The sequence below is a fragment of the Uliginosibacterium sediminicola genome (assembly GCF_039631295.1).
Lineage (GTDB): Bacteria > Pseudomonadota > Gammaproteobacteria > Burkholderiales > Rhodocyclaceae > Viridibacterium > Viridibacterium sediminicola.
Genome location: NZ_JBDIVE010000015.1, coordinates 37,982 through 55,539 on the forward strand (window position 1 = coordinate 37,982; position 17,558 = coordinate 55,539).

18 protein-coding genes are annotated in these 17,558 nt (G+C 59.7%); 10 read left to right on the top strand and 8 right to left on the bottom strand.

The features are described from left to right. Positions 1-2: 2 nt before the first annotated feature. From ABDB84_RS18890 to ABDB84_RS18915, 6 genes are all read right to left on the bottom strand, one after another. Positions 3-1,076 (bottom strand): protein-glutamate methylesterase/protein-glutamine glutaminase, encoded by a 1,074-nt coding sequence (locus ABDB84_RS18890; RefSeq protein ID WP_345921335.1) that lies wholly within the window; start codon positions 1,074-1,076, stop codon positions 3-5. 8 nt (positions 1,077-1,084) lie between these two features. After that, on the bottom strand, positions 1,085-1,705 hold the full coding sequence (gene cheD / locus ABDB84_RS18895) for a chemoreceptor glutamine deamidase CheD (protein ID WP_345921336.1): 621 nt from the start codon (positions 1,703-1,705) through the stop codon (positions 1,085-1,087). Continuing rightward, positions 1,674-2,633, bottom strand: coding sequence for a CheR family methyltransferase (locus ABDB84_RS18900; RefSeq protein ID WP_428715108.1), 960 nt, complete (start codon positions 2,631-2,633; stop codon positions 1,674-1,676). The genes cheD and ABDB84_RS18900 overlap by 32 nt, the downstream gene beginning before the upstream one ends. Before the next feature lie 67 nt (positions 2,634-2,700). Continuing rightward, positions 2,701-5,310, bottom strand: a complete 2,610-nt coding sequence (locus ABDB84_RS18905) for a methyl-accepting chemotaxis protein (protein ID WP_345921338.1) — start codon at positions 5,308-5,310, stop codon at positions 2,701-2,703. Between the two features lie 28 nt (positions 5,311-5,338). Further along, positions 5,339-5,842 (bottom strand): chemotaxis protein CheW, encoded by a 504-nt coding sequence (locus ABDB84_RS18910; protein WP_345921339.1) that lies wholly within the window; start codon positions 5,840-5,842, stop codon positions 5,339-5,341. A 151-nt stretch (positions 5,843-5,993) separates the two neighbouring features. Beyond that, positions 5,994-7,322 carry an HD-GYP domain-containing protein gene (locus ABDB84_RS18915; protein WP_345921340.1) on the bottom strand — a complete coding sequence of 443 codons (1,329 nt, stop codon included), beginning with the start codon at positions 7,320-7,322 and terminating at the stop codon, positions 5,994-5,996. Positions 7,323-7,569: 247 nt separating this feature from the next. On the opposite strand from ABDB84_RS18915, the gene ABDB84_RS18920 reads away from it, so the two are divergent. The 4 genes from ABDB84_RS18920 (at position 7,570) to ABDB84_RS18935 (ending at position 10,988) form a co-directional block, all read left to right on the top strand. Further along, the gene (locus ABDB84_RS18920) at positions 7,570-8,007 is read left to right on the top strand and encodes a response regulator (protein WP_345921341.1); all 438 of its coding nucleotides are present in this window, start codon (positions 7,570-7,572) and stop codon (positions 8,005-8,007) included. A gap of 146 nt (positions 8,008-8,153) precedes the next feature. After that, entirely contained in the window at positions 8,154-9,152 is a 999-nt protein-coding gene (locus ABDB84_RS18925) for a sulfate ABC transporter substrate-binding protein (RefSeq protein WP_345921342.1), read from the top strand. A 113-nt stretch (positions 9,153-9,265) separates the two neighbouring features. After that, complete coding sequence (locus ABDB84_RS18930) at positions 9,266-10,420, top strand: sigma-54 interaction domain-containing protein (protein ID WP_345921343.1); 1,155 nt, start codon at positions 9,266-9,268, stop codon at positions 10,418-10,420. A gap of 16 nt (positions 10,421-10,436) precedes the next feature. Continuing rightward, positions 10,437-10,988 (top strand): hypothetical protein, encoded by a 552-nt coding sequence (locus tag ABDB84_RS18935; protein WP_345921344.1) that lies wholly within the window; start codon positions 10,437-10,439, stop codon positions 10,986-10,988. A 62-nt stretch (positions 10,989-11,050) separates the two neighbouring features. Here ABDB84_RS18935 and ABDB84_RS18940 read toward each other — a convergent pair whose 3' ends face one another. Together ABDB84_RS18940 and ABDB84_RS18945 are read right to left on the bottom strand one after the other, a co-directional pair. After that, a complete protein-coding gene (locus ABDB84_RS18940) occupies positions 11,051-12,079 on the bottom strand; it encodes a sulfate ABC transporter substrate-binding protein (RefSeq protein WP_345921345.1) in 1,029 nt (342 codons plus the stop codon). Positions 12,080-12,203: 124 nt separating this feature from the next. Then, the gene (locus ABDB84_RS18945) at positions 12,204-13,271 is read right to left on the bottom strand and encodes a GGDEF domain-containing protein (RefSeq protein WP_345921346.1); all 1,068 of its coding nucleotides are present in this window, start codon (positions 13,269-13,271) and stop codon (positions 12,204-12,206) included. Positions 13,272-13,609: 338 nt separating this feature from the next. Between ABDB84_RS18945 and ABDB84_RS18950 the strand changes: the two genes are divergently transcribed. From ABDB84_RS18950 to ABDB84_RS18975, 6 genes are all read left to right on the top strand, one after another. Further along, positions 13,610-13,891 (top strand): type II toxin-antitoxin system RelE/ParE family toxin, encoded by a 282-nt coding sequence (locus ABDB84_RS18950; RefSeq protein ID WP_345921347.1) that lies wholly within the window; start codon positions 13,610-13,612, stop codon positions 13,889-13,891. Positions 13,892-13,910: 19 nt separating this feature from the next. Further along, entirely contained in the window at positions 13,911-14,213 is a 303-nt protein-coding gene (locus ABDB84_RS18955) for a HigA family addiction module antitoxin (protein ID WP_345921348.1), read from the top strand. Between the two features lie 366 nt (positions 14,214-14,579). Beyond that, positions 14,580-14,828: a type II toxin-antitoxin system Phd/YefM family antitoxin gene (locus ABDB84_RS18960; RefSeq protein ID WP_345921349.1), complete on the top strand. Its 249-nt coding sequence runs from the start codon at positions 14,580-14,582 to the stop codon at positions 14,826-14,828. After that, positions 14,825-15,211, top strand: a complete 387-nt coding sequence (locus ABDB84_RS18965; RefSeq protein ID WP_345921350.1) for a type II toxin-antitoxin system VapC family toxin — start codon at positions 14,825-14,827, stop codon at positions 15,209-15,211. Before ABDB84_RS18960 ends, ABDB84_RS18965 begins: the two co-directional genes overlap by 4 nt. Before the next feature lie 340 nt (positions 15,212-15,551). Beyond that, positions 15,552-16,622: a DUF262 domain-containing protein gene (locus ABDB84_RS18970; RefSeq protein WP_345921351.1), complete on the top strand. Its 1,071-nt coding sequence runs from the start codon at positions 15,552-15,554 to the stop codon at positions 16,620-16,622. Continuing rightward, positions 16,623-17,306, top strand: a complete 684-nt coding sequence (locus tag ABDB84_RS18975; RefSeq protein ID WP_345921352.1) for an MAE_28990/MAE_18760 family HEPN-like nuclease — start codon at positions 16,623-16,625, stop codon at positions 17,304-17,306. Positions 17,307-17,558: the final 252 nt, after the last annotated feature.

Consider the following 17,558-nt stretch of genomic DNA (forward strand, 5'->3'; position numbering starts at 1 on the left):
ATTCAATGCCGCCCGGCACGCAAACGCGCCAGCAGCAGACCCGGAATATCCCGTACGGATGCCACTTCGCAGGCTGCGCCGATCTGGATCGCCTCGCGCGGCATGCCCCATACCACACTACTCTCTTCATCCTGAGCGACCGTCCACGAACCTGCGCGGCGCATCGCCAGCATGCCCTGAGCGCCGTCCTTGCCCATGCCGGTCAGCAGGATAGACAGCGCACGCTCGCCCAGTACGCTGGCGGCCGAATTGAACAGCACATCCACCGCCGGACGATGACGATTGACCGGTGGCGTGTCGGCCAGTGCGCAGACATAGCCGGCCGCAGTCTTGCGGATCGACAGATGTGAATGCCCAGGGGCCAGATAGGCTACACCGGGACGAATGCGTTCGCCATCCTCGGCTTCCTTGACATGCACACGGGCCAGACTGTCCAGACGCTTGGCAAACGAGCCGGTGAACATCTCCGGCATGTGCTGCACCATCAGAATCGGCGGCATCTCGGCCGGCAAGGGCACCAGCACATCCTTGATGGCCTCGGTGCCGCCTGTCGAGGCGCCGATCATGATGAAGTTTTCTTGTTGCACGCGTGCCCCCAATACCGGTCCATCACTGGCCATGCTGTTCTTGTTCGCGCCATTGCTCAGGCTGTTGCGCCCCGCACCGACGCGGCTTCGCGCATGGTAAGCGGCGCGGATCTTGTCGCAGATTTCCGTGGCCGCATCATAAATGCCCCGCTGACTATCGCTGCGCGGCTTGGCCACGACCTCCAGCGCGCCCAGCTCCAGCGCCTTGAGGGCGGTGTCCGAGCCACGTGCGGTCAGGCCCGAGATCATCACCACCGGCATCGGCCGCAGGCGCATCAGCCGGTCGAGAAAATCCAATCCATCCATGCCCGGCATTTCCACATCCAGGGTCATGACATCAGGGTTGCTCGACTTTACCGTTTCCCGCGCCTCGGCGGCAGTAGCCGCCATGGCCACGACATGCATGTCTCCTGCAGCATTGATGATACTGCTCAGCAAGGCACGCATGACACCCGAATCGTCAACAACCAGTACGCCAATCTTGTTCATGCCCACACTCAAAATAGTTCGATAGCGCCAGACAAAGGTTTCTTGAGGCTGGCGGCGTAAGCGCGTTCGCGTTCGAGCAAAGCGGCATCGCGCGCCTCGTGCAGACGTTTGACCAGCACGCGTCCAGTCTGCGGAAAAAAGCAGATCTTGCGCGGATGAATGTCGAGCAGATCGGCCGCGACGACGGGAATCTTTTCCGTCTGCAGATAGCTTTGCACGAATTCGGCATTGCGTTCGCCGACCTGGGCGCCGATCAGCGCAGCCAGCACGCGCCCGCCGCCGAATACCTTGGCTTCCAGGTTCTCACGGCGTGCGCCCATTTTGAGCAGATGATTGAGCAACAGCTCCATCGCATAGGCGCCGTAACGCGCAGACTCGGAAGCCACGCCGGAGCTGGCATCGGGCAGCATGAAGTGATTCATGCCGCCAATTTTCAGGCGCGTATCGCGCAAGCAGGCTGAGACGCAGGAGCCAAGCACGGTCACGATGGCAAGTTCATGACTCGCCACGTGATACTCACCGGGCAGGACCTTGATGGCCTGGCAGGCGAGCGCATGATCGAAATAGACATTGCGCGCGAAGTGCTCAACGCCGCCGTCAGGCGCGCGTGCCAGTGCTCGCTCGTGCATAAACAGTCCTTCCGAGCGAACGGAACAGTTTTGCGGCATGGATGAAGTTTTCCGAGTGACCCGCAAACAGCAAGCCGTCTTCGCGCAACAGCGGCAGGAAGCGTTCCAGAATGTCGTATTGCGTCGGCTTGTCAAAATAGATCATGACATTGCGACAGAACATGGCATCGAACGGCCCTTGCAGCGGCCATTGGCGGTCGAGCAGGTTGACGCGCCGGAAGCTGATCAGGCGCTGCAGCTCGGGGCGCACACGCACGAAGCCGTCCTGCGTTCCGGTGCCGCGCAGGAAGAATTTCTGCACCCGCGTGCGGTCCATGCGCTCGATACGCTCCTCTGCGTAGACGCCACGCTCCCCCTGGGCCAGCACATTGGTGTCGAGGTCGGAGGCGATGATCTGCACCGGCGGCGTCATCGAGCCGAACACCTCGCAGGCGGTGATCGCCAGGGAATACGGCTCCTCACCGGTCGACGCGGCGCTGCACCAGATCTTGATCGGCCGGCGCTCCAGGCCGCGCATGAAGTCGGCGAGGATGTCGAAATGATGCGCTTCACGGAAGAAGGAGGTGAGGTTGGTGGTCAGCGCATTGACGAAGGCTTCCCACTCGCTGGGATCCACGCCGGACTCCAGACGGTCCAGGTATTCCTTGAAGGTCTTCAGGCTCTTGGCGCGCAAGCGGCGGGCCAGACGGCTATAGACCATGTCGTGCTTGACCGGCGAGAGCGAAATACCGGCGCGTTTGTAGATCAGGCTGCGCACGCGCTCGAAGTCCGCTTCGCGGTAGAGGAACTCGCGATCCGAAGAATCAAAGCGCGGCGGTTCGACCAGCGCAGCCGCCGGCGTGAGCGGCGTACGCGTGCTGCGCGCCGTAGCCAGCGAAGAGGTGAACGGGGTACTGCCAGGTTTGGGAAGATCAGCCACAGTAAGCATCCATTCAGATCAAATCAGATCGGGCGTTGATGGGCTGCGCGCGCAGGGCACGCGCAGCACCGAGCACTCAGAACTCGGTCCATTCATCATCGAGCTTGGCGGCGATCTGCGCCGTCGCAGCTTTTCGGGCGGCCGGACGTGCCGCCGCAGCGGCAGGCGACTTGGCGGCTGTGCGCGTGGCCACAGGCACCGCAGCGCTCAGACGGAACTGCGAAACAGTTTCCTGCAAGGCACGCGCCTGCTCTTCCAGGCTCTCGGCGGCAGCGGCAGCCTCTTCGACCAGGGCCGCATTCTGCTGCGTCACTTCATCCATCTGACCGACCGCGCTGGAAATCTGCTCGATGCCATCGGCCTGCTCACGGCTGGCCACCGAGATGTCGGTCACCAGGCTGGAGACACGCTGCACGCTCTGCACCAGATCTTCCATCGTGTGGCCGGTGTCCTGCACCAGACGGGCGCCGCTATCGACCGTGGTCACGCTGCTGGCGATCAGGGTCTTGATCTCCTTGGCCGCCTGCGCGCTGCGTTGCGCCAGGTTGCGCACTTCGCTGGCGACCACCGCAAAGCCACGGCCTTGCTCGCCGGCACGCGCCGCTTCCACCGCCGCATTGAGCGCGAGGATATTGGTCTGGAAGGCAATCGAATCGATCACGCCGATGATGTCGGAAATCTTGCGGCTCGATTCCTGGATGGCGCCCATGGTGTCGACCACCTTGCGCATCATCTCGCCACCGCGCGCGGCCACATCGCTGGAGCTGGCCGTCAGCGCGCGGGCTTGCTGCGCATTCTCGGCGTTCTGCTTCACGGTGGCGTTGAGCTCTTCCATGCTGGCCGCCGTCTCTTCGAGGCTGCCGGCCTGCTCTTCGGTACGCGAGGAGAGGTCCGAATTGCCGGTCGCAATCTCTTGCGCTGCCGTGTTGACCGACTGCGAAGCTTCGACGATGCGGCTGACCACGTCATGCAGCTGGTCGGCCATGGTGTTCACATCGTTCTTGAGTTCGCCGAAGGTGCCGGCATAGTCGGCCGTGACACGCTCGGTAAGGTCGCCACGCGACATCGCGCCAATGACCCGCGCAATATCACCCAGGCCGGCCGAGGCGGTATTCATCAGGCGATTCAGGCTGACCACCATGGCGTGATAGCCGTTGGCAAACTGGCTCTCGTCGCCGCGCGGCGTGAAATCGCCATTGGCGGCCGCATCGGCGAGACGGTTGATGACTTCGCTAAGCGCCAGCAGCTTGGCCTTGATGTCATTGGCTGCATCGGTGATCTGCCGCTTCTGGCCCGGCAACTCAGGCATGCTGACCGAGAAGTCGCCATCCGCGTAATGGCGCAAGGTGTCGACAAAGCGCTGATTGACCTCGATATGGCTGTGCGCCAGCTCGTTGGTCAGCTCGGCCATCTCGCGATAAGCACCGGCAAAAGCTTGTGCGTCGATGCGGTAATCGATCTGGCCCTTGTCGTGTTCCAGGGTGATCGCCTTTTGCGAACGCACAACATCATTCAGAACCAAGCGCACATGCTCCAGACTCTGCGCGATGACGCCGAACTCGTCCTGCGTGTGCACCTCGCACGCCTGATCGACCTGGCCGTTGGACAAGCGCTCGCAGGCTGCGCGCAGAGTATTGACCGAGCCGGTCACGCCACGGCGCACCGCCAGCAACATGTAGCCCGACAGCAACAGCGCCAGCACGATGGCGCCCAGGGCAATCGTGCGCTCACCTTTGAGGCGCTCAATCCGTGCCTGGATGCGCGTATCGAAGAGGCGCGCGGCCAGATCAATCATGCCGTAGGTGGCGTTGATGCTGCTGGTGCCCTCATCGAACACACGCGCCGGATCAAGATTCGGCTTGACCTGCTGTAGCTCGTTGCGCAGCAGATTATTGAATTTGGTGAAAGCCGCAGTAACTTCGCCAGCTTGGCGGTCGAGCTCTGCCTTGAGCGCAGGATTGGCTCCGCCGGCTTTTGCGGCATCACTCTGCAGGGTGTCCATCGCTCTTTGCGTCAGCGCCATATAGACCGTCATGCGGGTGCGATCATCCTCCACCGAAGCGCGCCGTGTCGCCACCGTGGTGCCGCGTGCGCGCGCCTGCCCCATGAATTCGACGGCATTCGGCCCCTGCACGGAGAAGATGTCCATCAGCGAATAGCTGTCGAGTTCCGGGTCCAGGGTCGCATTGGTGTCGTCCGCGCAGCGGCTGATGTAGTCGGCAATTCTCTTCACCAGTTCGTTATGCGTCTTCATGCTCTCTTCGGGCGTTTGCCGCGCGCCCTGCTCCAGCATGCGCTCGGCGTCACGACTGATCGCCTGCCAATCCGGCGCCACACTCACGATAGCCCCCGCCTCGCTCACCGCGCTGCTGCCGCGCTTGAGCGCCTCGCGCACACGTGCGTCGATCTCGGAGAAGCGCGACTGCATGGCGCTATTGCCCAAGATGACCGCCTGCGACACGCCACGGTGCTCCTGCACCCCTTGCATCAGCTGACGCGCGGGCAGGATCAGCGAGGTGGCATAGGTTTCCTTGACCGAAAAGCCCAGGTCAGACTCGATGCGCAGCATCAACAAGCTGGCACAGACGACCACGGCCATGAGCATCGCGGCGGCGACAGCAAACAGCTTTTGCTGAACGCTCAGGCGATTCATGAGCAGGACGGCTGGACGAAGGATGGCATTCATGAAAGTGCTCCGGAAAAAAAGCGGTGATTCAGTGGAGGTCTTGATCGACCAGGCCCAGATCGGTCGACAACAACATGCGTTCAATATCCAGCACGATGAGCATGCGCTCCTGCAGGCTGGCCAGTCCGGCGATGAATTCGGAGCCGACCATCGCGGCAAACTCCGGTGCCGGCTTGATGGCCGACATCGACAGGTCGATCACATCGCAGACGCTATCGACGACGATGCCGATCACGCGCGCGCCCACTTTGAGGATGATGACCACGGTGAAGGCGGTGTAATCAAAGCTGCCGATCCCGAATTTGATGCGCAGATCGACAATCGGCACGATGATGCCGCGCAGATTGATCACGCCCTTGATGAATTCCGGCGCACCGGCAATCCGCGTCACGGCGTCATAGCCCCGGATCTCCTGGACCTTGAGAATATCGATTGCGTACTCTTCATGGCCAAGGGTGAAGCTCAGATACTGATCCGAGTGCGCCGGGAGCTCGCCCGGCTGTCCAAACCCTGAGTCTGCCGTTTGCAGCATTTTGTGTCCTCGCAGAAAACCTCTCATGCAGCTAACGGCAACGTGACATCATTCCTTGAGGCAGATTTGCACCGCACAACGAGCGCTCAGCTAGGCGCCAGGCCCGCCCGGGCTGTTACACCTGACGCTACGCGGTACATGCCTGCGCGGCTCAGAACAACTCGACCACGGCCTCATGGTGTGTCTCTTCCGTGCCTGCCAGCGCATTGGACAGGCGCAGCAGCGGCCCGGCCTCCTGTTCGCCCAGGCTCGCCGCCTTGAGCGTCAGTTCGCGGGCGAGCTTGAGCAGGCGCCAGGCGATCTCGTTGAGCACGCACTCCGCCTCCAGGCGGATTTCCTGCAGCGCGTCGGAATCCTCCGCGTGCTCCAGACTTTGCAAACCATTGATGCCGGTACTGGCAAAGGCCTTCTGGATTTCGACAAAGCGGTTGAACGCCTCGCTGAGCATGCCTTCGACCTTGGGCTGCAGGCATTCACGGTGATGCATGATGTCGTCGTACACCGACAGCACCGCCGCGATGCGCATGAACACCGCGTGCACGTCTTCAGCCTTGGTCGTCGAACCGGGCGGCGGCGGCACGGCCGTTCTCTGGCGGCCATGCAACAGTTCATAGACCAGACTGACCAATTCGCGATCATGCTCTCCGGGCATGATCTTCAGGGCCACGTCGATACGGCTTTCCGCCGAGGGCTTGGTAATCAGGGCTGCCAGCACCTCGGACAGCGAAGCCAGACGCCCGGCCACCGACAGGCCCTTGCCGCACAGATTGCGCGGATAGCCAAAACCGTCGGCGTACTCGTGATGCTCAAGAATGGCTTGCTGGGTCGTCTTGTCGAAACGGCAGACTTCACGCGCCAGCGCCGCGCCGATGATGGGGTGGGAGCTGTAGGCATGCCATTGCTGCGCGCTCAGCACATGATCAGCCTGCATGCTTGCCGGGTCGACGTAGAGCTCGCCAATGTCGTGAAACAAGCCGGCCAGGCACAAGCTGACCAGCATCTGCGGATCGTTGTAGCGGTGCGCATTACACAGGCCCATGGCGATCAGTGAAGTCATCACCGCATGCCGCGCGGCCAGTGGGTTCTGCGCGAAGGCAACCGCCAGCAAGGACGACGCGCCCTCCCCCATTTTGCACTGTTTGAGCATGCCCAACGGCGTCACACGCCCGTGCTTCCAGCTGCACAGGTCGGTCAGCAGCGGGAATTCGTCGAGCACCTGTTCGGCGGTGCGCGCCAGCATCTCGCCAGACGGTGCATCTTCAACGCTCAGGCATAGCTCGATCGGCTTGACCAGTTTGTGACTGATGACTTTCGAATAGGTCTCCGACGACACTTTGGCGCCGCGTGACAACAGTTTCACGCCGTTCTGGTTATAGACGTCATCGGTGAGCGAAATTTCCTGCTCGTGGGTGCTCTTGACCACGGCGTCCATGAAATGGCGATTCGTCTGATGCGGAATGTCCGGCAATACGAAACTCATCGTTGAACTCTTGCCCCAATAGTTTTTGCCCAAGAACACATGATTTAGCGATAATTTACAAACCATGCATCGCAGCGATGCGCGCCTTTTCCGGCGTACGCAGCACGTCTTCTGGGTTTGACTAGCGACAAATTCCGGTCAAACTTCAACACAATTTAGGATTTTCCCATTCGTACATACCCTTGCGCGGCAAGCCCCTCCCCGGACATGACGACCGTGCGCCACCTCCCTCGACACCTGAATTCGCATGCCATCTGATCGCCCCATCCTGCTGGTTGAAGACAATCCGGACGACGAAGCGCTCAGCTTGCGCGCCTTCAACAAGCATCGCATCCGCAATGAAGTGATCGTCGCCCGCGATGGCGTCGAAGCCCTCAACTATCTGTTTGCCAGTGGCAGCCGGGCCGGCCAGGCGCCGCTGATGCCGGCCGTGATCCTGCTCGACCTGAAATTGCCGCGCATCGACGGCCTCGAAGTGCTGCGCCGCATCCGCGCCGACGCACGCACGGCCTTGCTGCCGGTGGTGATCCTGACCACCTCACGCGAAGCGCAGGACATCCAGGAGGCTTACCGCCTGGGCGCCAACAGCTACATCAGGAAGCCTGTTGATTTTGAACAGTTTCTCGATACGGTCGGACAGCTTGGCGCGTACTGGCTGACGCTCAACGAGTTTGCCCAGACCTGAGCGCAGCGACCCAAAAGTTCGCATCTGCCCCCGCTCTTAATTCATTTTATTCATAAGCAACACATCTTTTATTCGTTCTCATGCTGAGCGCCCTTCCCTAAAGTGGCTTCGTCTCCTGATGAAACCTTTAAGAAAGGACGCTGTACATGAAGTTCTCGCGCAAACTGGCGCTCACCGCCCTGCTTGGTCTGAGTGCTGTCGCAGCCCACGCTGACGTCTCCCTGCTCAACGTCTCCTACGACCCCACGCGTGAGCTCTATCAAGAGTACAACGCTGCTTTCGCCAAGTACTGGAAAGCCAAGACCGGTGAAACCGTCACCATCAAGGCCTCCCACGGCGGCTCCGGCGCCCAGGCCCGTTCGGTGATCGACGGTCTGGAAGCCGATGTGGTGACCCTGGCCCTGGCCGGTGATATCGACGCCATCGTCGACAAGGCCAAGCTGATCAACCCCGACTGGCAAAAACGCCTCGCGCACAACAGCTCGCCCTACACCTCGACCATCGTCTTCCTGGTCCGCAAGGGCAATCCCAAGAAGATCAAGGACTGGCCGGATCTGGTGAAGTCCGGTGTCGAAGTCGTCACGCCGAACCCCAAGACCTCGGGCGGCGCACGCTGGAACTACCTGGCAGCCTGGGGCTATGCACTGAAGCAAAAGGGCGGCACCGACGATTCGGCCAAGGCCTTCGTCAAGTCGATCTACAGCAATGTCCGGGTGCTGGACTCCGGCGCACGCGGTGCCACCACCACCTTCGTCGAGCGTGGCATTGGTGACGTGCTGATCGCCTGGGAAAACGAAGCCTATCTGGCCATCAAGGAACAACCGGGTCAGTTTGAAATCGTGACGCCTTCGCTGTCCATCCTCACAGAACCGCCGGTAACCGTGGTTGATAAGGTGGTCGACAAGCGTGGCACCCGCAAGGTGGCCGAAGCTTACCTGCAATACCTCTACACGCCCGAAGGCCAGGAGATTGCAGCCAAGAACTTCTACCGCGCAAGTGACCCCAAGGTGGCGGCCAAGTACGCCAAGCAGTTCGCACCGGTCTCGCTGTTCAAGCTCGGCGACCTATTCGGCGACTGGGGCAAGGTCGGCAAGACCCACTTTGCAGACGGTGCCGTCTTCGACCAGATCTACGGCATCAAATAAGACGAACATCTGAATCGGGGGCTGCATTGCAGCCCTCTTTCATTTTCGGGGGCCGCGCTCCCGAAAATGAAAGAGATCCGAGTCATAAGCCTGAGACGGGTCCGGAGCACACCATGATCCCGAATACGCATTCACCCGCCGAGTTCGCGGACTCAGGCGACAGCCCCGCGGCCAGCGCAGTCCAGGGACATCTGCTGACCCTGCCCAGCAGCAAGGATCAGGCGCTCTCCATCCGCGCCAAGGCCCTGGTATTCCATGACCCAAAGTCGGCGGCGATTTACCAACACCTCGAACAGATCGCCCCCAGCGACGCAAATGTGCTGATCTTGGGCGAGATTGGCACCGGCAAGGAACTGATCGCGCGCCATATCCACACCATCAGCGGGCGCAGCGGGCCCTTCCTGGCGGTCAATTGTGGTGCCTTCAATGACAATCAGCTTGAAGCCGAGCTGTTCGGCCATGAAGCCGGCACACTCGCCAGCACGACAGCGGCCCGCGCGGGCTGGTTCGAGGCCGCCCAGGGCGGCACCCTGTTCCTCGATGAGGTGGGCGACCTGCCCCTGTCCACGCAGATCAAGCTGCTGCGCGTGCTGCAGGAGCGGCAGGTGCTGCGCCTGGGCTCAGGCGAGGCGATTCCGCTCGATATCCGCCTGGTGGCCGGCACCAATGTCGATCTGGAGCGTGCGGTCAGGGCCGGACACTTCCGCCGCGAGCTGTTCTACCGCCTCAATGTCGCGCCGCTGCACTTGCCGCCGCTGCGCGAGCGACGTGGCGACATCCTGCCCCTGGCGCGTTACTTCATTGATTACCACCGCCAAAAGATGCAGCGCTCGCAGCCAGTCCTGAGCCCGGAGGCCGAGCAGCGGTTGCTGCGCTACGAGTGGCCCGGCAATATCCGCGAGCTTGAAAACGTCGTGCACTTTGCCCTGATCGTCTGCCACAACAACATTATTGGCGCCACCGATCTGCGCCTGCCCCATCTGGCTGCTCAGGCGCCCAGCCTGGCGCCTGTCGTGGCGGAGAACCGCGCGCCGGAGATCGCAGCCTCACTCGACGCGCTGCGTGAGCCCTTGCAGCGCCTGCTCGGCAGCGCCGCACCCAAGCTTTACGAACAGATTGAGCACCTCATCTTCAGGACCGCTCTGGCCCATCACCAGCATGATCAGGAGCGCACCGCGCGCGGCCTCGGCATCCACCGAGCTGAGCTCGATAGCCAGCTCAAGCGCTACGGACTGATCGAGGATAAGGGCCGCGACCCCCATTCATGACACGGAAACGCCCCGCATGAGTCAGCACATCGTCGATGCCAACTACCGCTTCATTGCGGCCTATCAGGAAGTCAACGCACGCATCACCCAGCGCCAGCAGGTACTGACGCTCTACGTCAGCATCGTGCTCAGCCTGCTGGCGGCGCTGGTCGCCCTGCGGCCGAGTACCGGCGCCCAGGAGGCACCGGTGGAATGGCTGATCCTCGGCTTTCCGGTCGCCTCGATCTGTCTGGCCTTCCTCAATTACAAAGCCGAGCGCGCGATCACCAATCTGCGCCGTTTCCTCTCATCGATGGAGCGCCTGGGCAATGCGCACCACGCCCTGCCCAGCTACAACACCGATCCGCAATGGGCCAGTGGCGCCAACAAGGCACGCCGTTTCCATGACTACGCCGCCGCCGTGCTGGCTGCGGGCGGCAATGCCGCCGGGCTCGGCGCAGCGCTGGCGATCTACCCGCAGCGCTTTGCCGAGGCGCCGCTCTTCCTCTATGCCGCCAGCCTGCTGGCTCTGGTTTCCCTGATCGTGCTGCTGCTCACGCCACGCTGGGGCTACACCCCGGAGCTGTAAAACAAAATGGCCGCAAGCCAAGCCCGGCGGGCTTTGCTTACGGCCACATAACTCAGTGATGCTTAGCGACGGGTGAAGATCTGATCGTAGACGCCACCATCGGCAAAGTGCGTCTTGATCGCCGCCGGCCAGCCGCCCAGTTTCTGCTCGACGCTGAAGGTACGGATAGTCGGGAAGTTGTTGGCGTACTTCTTCAGCACGGCCGGATCACGCGGGCGGAAGCTCTTCTGCGCGATGATCTCCTGCCCTTGCGGCGAGAACAGGAAGTTCAGATAGGCTTCGGCCAGCTTGGTCGTGCCATGCTTGTCGGTCACCTTCTGCACCACCGCCACCGGAGCCGGTGCGTCGATCGACAGCGAGGGATAGACCACGTCAAACTTGCCTTCACCGACTTCATTATTGATCAGCGCCACTTCGTTCTCGAAGGTCGCCAGCACATCACCGATCTCGCGCTGCGTGAAGCTGGTCGTCGCGCCACGGCCGCCGCCATCGAGAATCGGCACATTGGCGAACAGACGGCGCACGAAATCCTTGGCGCCCGCGTCCGAACCGGACTTTTCCAGACCGTAGCCCCAGGCGGCCAGATAGGTATAGCGCCCGTTACCCGAAGTCTTGGGATTCGGCACGATCACCTGCACACCGGGGCGCGTCAGATCGTCCCAGTCCTTGATCTGCTTGGGATTGCCCTTGCGCACCAGAAACACGATGGTCGAGGTGTAAGGCGTTGCATCATGCGGGAAGCGCTTGCGCCAGTCGGGCGCAACCAGCCCGCCGTTATTGACCAGCAGCTCTACGTCGGGCGTCTGATTCATGGTCACCACATCAGCTTCCAGCCCCGACACGACGGCCTGCGCCTGCGCCGTCGAACCGGCATGCGACTGCTTGATCGTCACCGTCTCGCCGGTCTTGGCCTTCCAGGAGGCGGCAAACGCCGTATTGATGTCTTTATAGAGCTCGCGCGACACATCGTAGGAAACATTGAGCAGGCTGCTTTGCGCCTGAGCGCCAAGACTGGCCAGCCCCAGCATGGCAAACACCAGCGTGCCGCGCAGTGCGCTGGAAATTCGGGAAAGCGGAATGGCATGTGACATGAATGCGCCCTATCGTCAGTGAGAGATGAGCCAGTCTAGCCAGCTCCTCACGGCACACTAAATACCAAAATTGCAGATACTTATCGTGAAACACATAGCTGATAGCACCGACAACAACAGGACTTTAAAGCGGGCGCGCGCTGCTGGCACGGACGCAATTTCGCCCCGCTTGCTTGGCGCAATACAGCGCGGCATCCGCCTGACTCAACAACTCAGCCGCCGTGCACCGCTTTGAAGGCAAAAGACTGGCCACGCCGAGGCTGAGCGTCACGATGGCCGGATCGGCGCCCTCGTGCTGCAAGCCCAGGGCGTGCACATCGCGCTGAATTTTGCGCGACATGGCCAGCGCCGCCGCTTCGTCCGAATTCGGCAGCAAGACCACGAACTCTTCGCCACCATAGCGCGCCACCAGCTCACCGGCGCGAACCGCCTGCGTCGCCAGGGTCTTGGCCAGCGCCTGCAGGCAGGCATCACCCAGCTGATGGCCGTAGTGGTCATTGAAGTGCTTGAAGTGATCCACATCCATCATGATCAAGGCCAGCGGCGTGCCGGCACGCAGACCACGGTTCCACTCCTGCTGCAGCATGCGGTCGAAGCTGCGACGGTTGGCAATACCGGTCAGGCCGTCGCAGTAACTGAGCGTTTCCAGCTTGTGATTGGCATCCTCCAGCGCCCGCGTGCGTTCCTCGACCAGCGCCTCCAGCTCGCGGTTGTGCTCAAGCAAGCCCTTGATCGGATAAACCTCATCGTCGCCCACCAGATGGTAGGGAATCGAGATCCCGCTATGCACGATCTTCCAGTCAGCCGCCTCCTGACGGAAAACCAGCACCGCCCGCGCAGTTTCGCGTGACAGAATCTGATCCGCCAGCGGCAGGTGAATATGGAAAAACGCGCAGACCAGCACCACGTCCTCGCTCAGATCCTGCAAGGACAGATCGAGCATCTCGATACGGATGCGTCCGGGCACCTGGGCAAAATCATGCAAGGTGATGTCCTGCCAGGCCGCGCGATCCTTGACCAGGAAATCACCGCCGCCGGTGTAGCCGCTGAAATCCGCCGAAAAACGCGCAAGCAAAGCCCGATCGCGCGAGGCATACATCTCGATGTAGGACTCGAACAGAGAACGAATCAGTGAATCTCGGGGAGGATTGATCGCCTGGCGCATACAGAAATGATAACGGACTATCTCCATAACATAGTCATTACTTCAGCGTTTTACCGCCTCTGCCCCGCCAAACGCGCGTGCCGCAGCGCTCATCGCAAGCCTCGGCCGGCTTCCGGAGCCTGTCGTTTGAACCAGAACACGCCATAGCCGTGGCAGGTTTCGCTCGTCGCCCCCATGCGTCTGATGACGCACGACGCGCTGGTCGCGCACTACAGCGACACCATCATCAAAACCTGAGATCGCCAACGCCTACCCCGGCTGATAGCTCAGGCGCAGAATCCACCACAGAAAGACCAGACACTGCGCACACCGCTGGCTTTCTCTGTTCGATTGACGTTTAACGCACCTCGTTATACATTGAAAACATGGCCATCCGCTCATTCCGTTGTGCAGACACTCAGGCCTTGTACGAAGGCAAACACCCCAAACGCTTTCGCAACATCGAATCCGTCGCACAGCGCAAGTTGCAGATGCTGGACGCCGCCATCGAGCTGCGGGATCTGCTGGCACCGCCCGGAAACCGGCTCGAAGCCCTGAGCGGAGACCGCGCAGGGCAACACAGCATCCGTATCAACGATCAGTGGCGGGTGTGCTTTGTATGGTCTGCTACCGGGCCAATAGACGTGGAAATCGTGGACTACCACTGAGCGCGGGAGGATAGAAATCATGGCAAGCAACAAGATGCGCCCCATTCACCCTGGTGAAGTGCTGCGCGAAGAATTCCTGGTGCCGCTGGCAATGAGCGCAAACGCACTCGCCATGGCCCTGCACGTACCCGCCCCGCGCATCAACGACGTGGTGCGCGAACGCCGCGCCGTCACCCCCGACACAGCCCTGCGCCTCGCCCGCTACTTCAACACCAGCGCCGAGTTCTGGCTCAACCTGCAAAGCGCCTACGACCTCAAACTGGCCGAAGCCGAAGCAGGCAAGCAGATCGAACTGGAAGTGCGTCCGCTGCAGGCGGCGTAGGCTCGCGCCAAACTCGGCCCAGGCGGCGAAGGCCTATACACGTTGCCCGGATGCAGGCTTGCCGGAATCCGGGGTTTCCGCACTCGCGGATTGCGCTGTGCTTCATCCGGGCTACTCGCTGAACGGCAGCCGTGCTCAAGATGGCCTGCGCCTGATCCGGTTTGGAGCTGAGGCGCAAAACGCAGAGCCGCTACAGCGCAGAGCGGAAAGCACGTAAATCGCCACTCCTGAACGCCTGGGCTCACCGAGCCCGCCCTAGCGAACTTGCGCATCATCCGCGTACGCGCTCGAAAACAAGCCGCCAGAGTGCGTTTTGACAGCGCTACTTAGCCAGACTAGACTAAGCTCTAACTTATGGAGGCTGCCATGCAAGCGGTGAACATGCTTCAAGCCAAAACTTCGCTATCCCGCCTGGTCGAGGCCATTGAACAAGGCGAGGAGCGGGAAATCGTCATTGCCCGTAACGGGCGCCCCGCAGCCAAGCTGGTGCCCATAGATGCCGCGCCGGCCGGCCAGCGCATCGGTATCGCCAAGGGCTTGTTCGAAGTACCGGACAACATCGACGCACACAATGACGAAGTAGCTCAGCTCTTCATGGGCGGAGCTCAGCCTTGAACCTGCTGCTCGACACGCACGTAGCCTTGTGGGCCATCGCCGACAGCCCAAAGTTGCCGCATAAGGCCCGCGAGCTTATTGCCTCGCCAAAAACCAATGTCTGGATCAGCGTCGCCAGCATCTGGGAAATCGCCATCAAACACTCATTGGGTCGCGGCGACATGCCCGTGTCCGGCAAAGATGCGCTGCGCTATTTCGCCGAGTCCGGCTATCGAAGTCTGTCGCTTGAGCCAGAACACGCCGTAGCCGTGGAAGATCTACCGGCACATCACAGCGACCCTTTTGACCGCATTCTCATCGCCCAAGCGCTCGTTGAACCCATGCGCCTGATGACGCACGACGCACTGGTCGCGCGCTACAGCGACACCATCATCAAAATCTGAATCGGGTGCCTGAACGGCAGACAGCCGTGCGCAAAATGGCCTTCGCCTGATCCGGTTCGTAGCTGAGGTACGGAATCCACCGCAAACTCCAAGCAGAATCATGAAAAAGCTGTGTAGATTGGCCGTCTGCGGCCAGCAAGGATTGGCGGTTTAAGTGGGCAGGCGTTCGTGCGCTTTGTCGAGCTATTTCAGCGCAGAGAGAAAACGTGCCGGTAGCCACACCTAAACGCGGGGGGGGGCGCCGAGCCCCCTACCTAGCTTAGCTTTGTGTTGGTTATGCCAAAATGATTGCACTATCTGTACTATTCGCCCCAACAGGAGAATTTAGTTAGGAGAGAAAATGGACATCGTCGATGCAATTGACAAACGGATTGGGGAAGTTCGAACTGAAAGTTTGGACCTTTCTGTTGGCGAAATTACATCGCTACACGAGGCTGCTGAGCTAGTAATTCAGCCTGATTTCCAACGACTCTTTCGATGGAGCCCCGAGCAGCGATCACGACTAATTGAGTCAATGCTTTTGGAGCTTCCAATTCCTTCAATCTTTGTGATTGAACGTGAAAGCGGTGTCTTCGAGCTTATAGACGGCCTACAACGGGTTAGCTCGCTAATCCAATTTCTCAATCATCGAGCGTTGAATTTGGACAAACTTACGTTGCAAGGGTGCGACCTGATTCCAGAACTAAACGGACAATCTTTCGACGATCTGCCAATGACACTAAAGTTGCGGCTCAAGCGCACGGGAATTAGGACTGTTGTTATTAAACGGCAGAGCAGCCAATTTTTGCGATATGAGATGTTCAAGCGACTAAACACCGGTGGGGCAAAATTGTCCGAGCAAGATATTCGAAACGTGAATGCACGCATGCTTGGGGATTCTGGAGTTGCATTCTATGAGTTCTTAAAGAGGTGCGCGGCACACGGCCCGTATACAACGACGGTTGAGCTTCTGCCCTCCACAGCAATGGATACGCGTACCAATGAAGAGTTAGTTCTACGTTTTTTTGCAACAAAAAACTATCGGACCAACTTCAAGGGGAATGTCAGCGACTGGCTCGATGACTTCATGGACTCGGTCCTGCTGAGTAAGAATGAATTTGACTTAGCTGCCGAGTTTGAGGTTTTTGATCGTCTATTTTCCCAATTGTCACGGCTCTTTGGTCCCTATGCGTTCGTCAAATATAGAAACGGATCGCCAATGGGAGGAGTTGCGCCAGCCTATTACGAGGCTGTTACGGGAGGGTGCTTGGAGCAATTGAATAAAATTGAAGGACTTAGCCCAGAATCAGCACAAATCATCCTTGCTCGAGTTGTCGAATCAGAGGCCTTTCGAGAAGTGACTGGGCCGGGAGCAAATTCTCTACCAAAGATGGTACGTAGAATCGAGTTAGTATCTGCTGCCTTTGCTTAAATGACATTGCTTGCATCCGCAATTTCGAAGGAGCTCACGCGCGACCTAGAGTGGCGCGAGGCAGAGCTTGCTCTGATGCGAAAGGACTTAATCCGAACTACCAAGGGCTCACTGCACGAACAAGCCTTGCTCCGAGCGAATGTAGCGATGCTCTATGCTCACTACGAAGGCTTCTGCAAATTCGCACTGGGTGTTTACTTGGAAGCCCTTGGAAAGCTTCGAATTCAGCGAAAGCATCTTAATTGGAGATTAGCAACGTTTTCTATGGGGGAGCTCAAGAAGGAGCTCATATCCAAAGGCGACAGCGCTGCGTTCTTCTCTGCGTTCATGGACGGGTTTAACACGCGCCTGGAAGAACAAGTTACACAGTTCGAGCAAATTCCGTCTATCTCAAATCTCTGGCCCGATCTGCTTATTGAGTGGCTCGATCGGTTGGCACTTGAATCCAACTACATCGCAACAGAAGGCACACTATTGGATAGTCTAGTATCCGCTCGGAATCAGATCGCACATGGCAAGAAGCTGACTATCAACAGCCGAGAGGCGTTGGACAAATACGCCAACGTTGCGGAACTCGCAATGCATACAGTCGCAGTTGGGATTGTGGATAGTATTCAAAAGCGAACTTATTTACGACACTCCATTGTCCATACGATTTTTAATCATGCAGTACAACGAACTTAATCTTTTCTAGCATCTCAATTCTAGAAGCCCACTTATCAACCCGTATAAAACAGCGGGTTGTCGCTTCGCTCCCTCAACTACTCGTCGTCCTCGTTTCTATATGAGGGCAGTGGATGCACGATGGCGGCGATGAGCACGATGAGGGTCAGCGTGCCGAGGATGATACGGGTCAGTTTGAATCGCCCCGGGTTTTCTAGACACCCTGAAGCCTTAAACTTTCAGGCTGATGGAGGTGTTTATGAGCAACAAGCG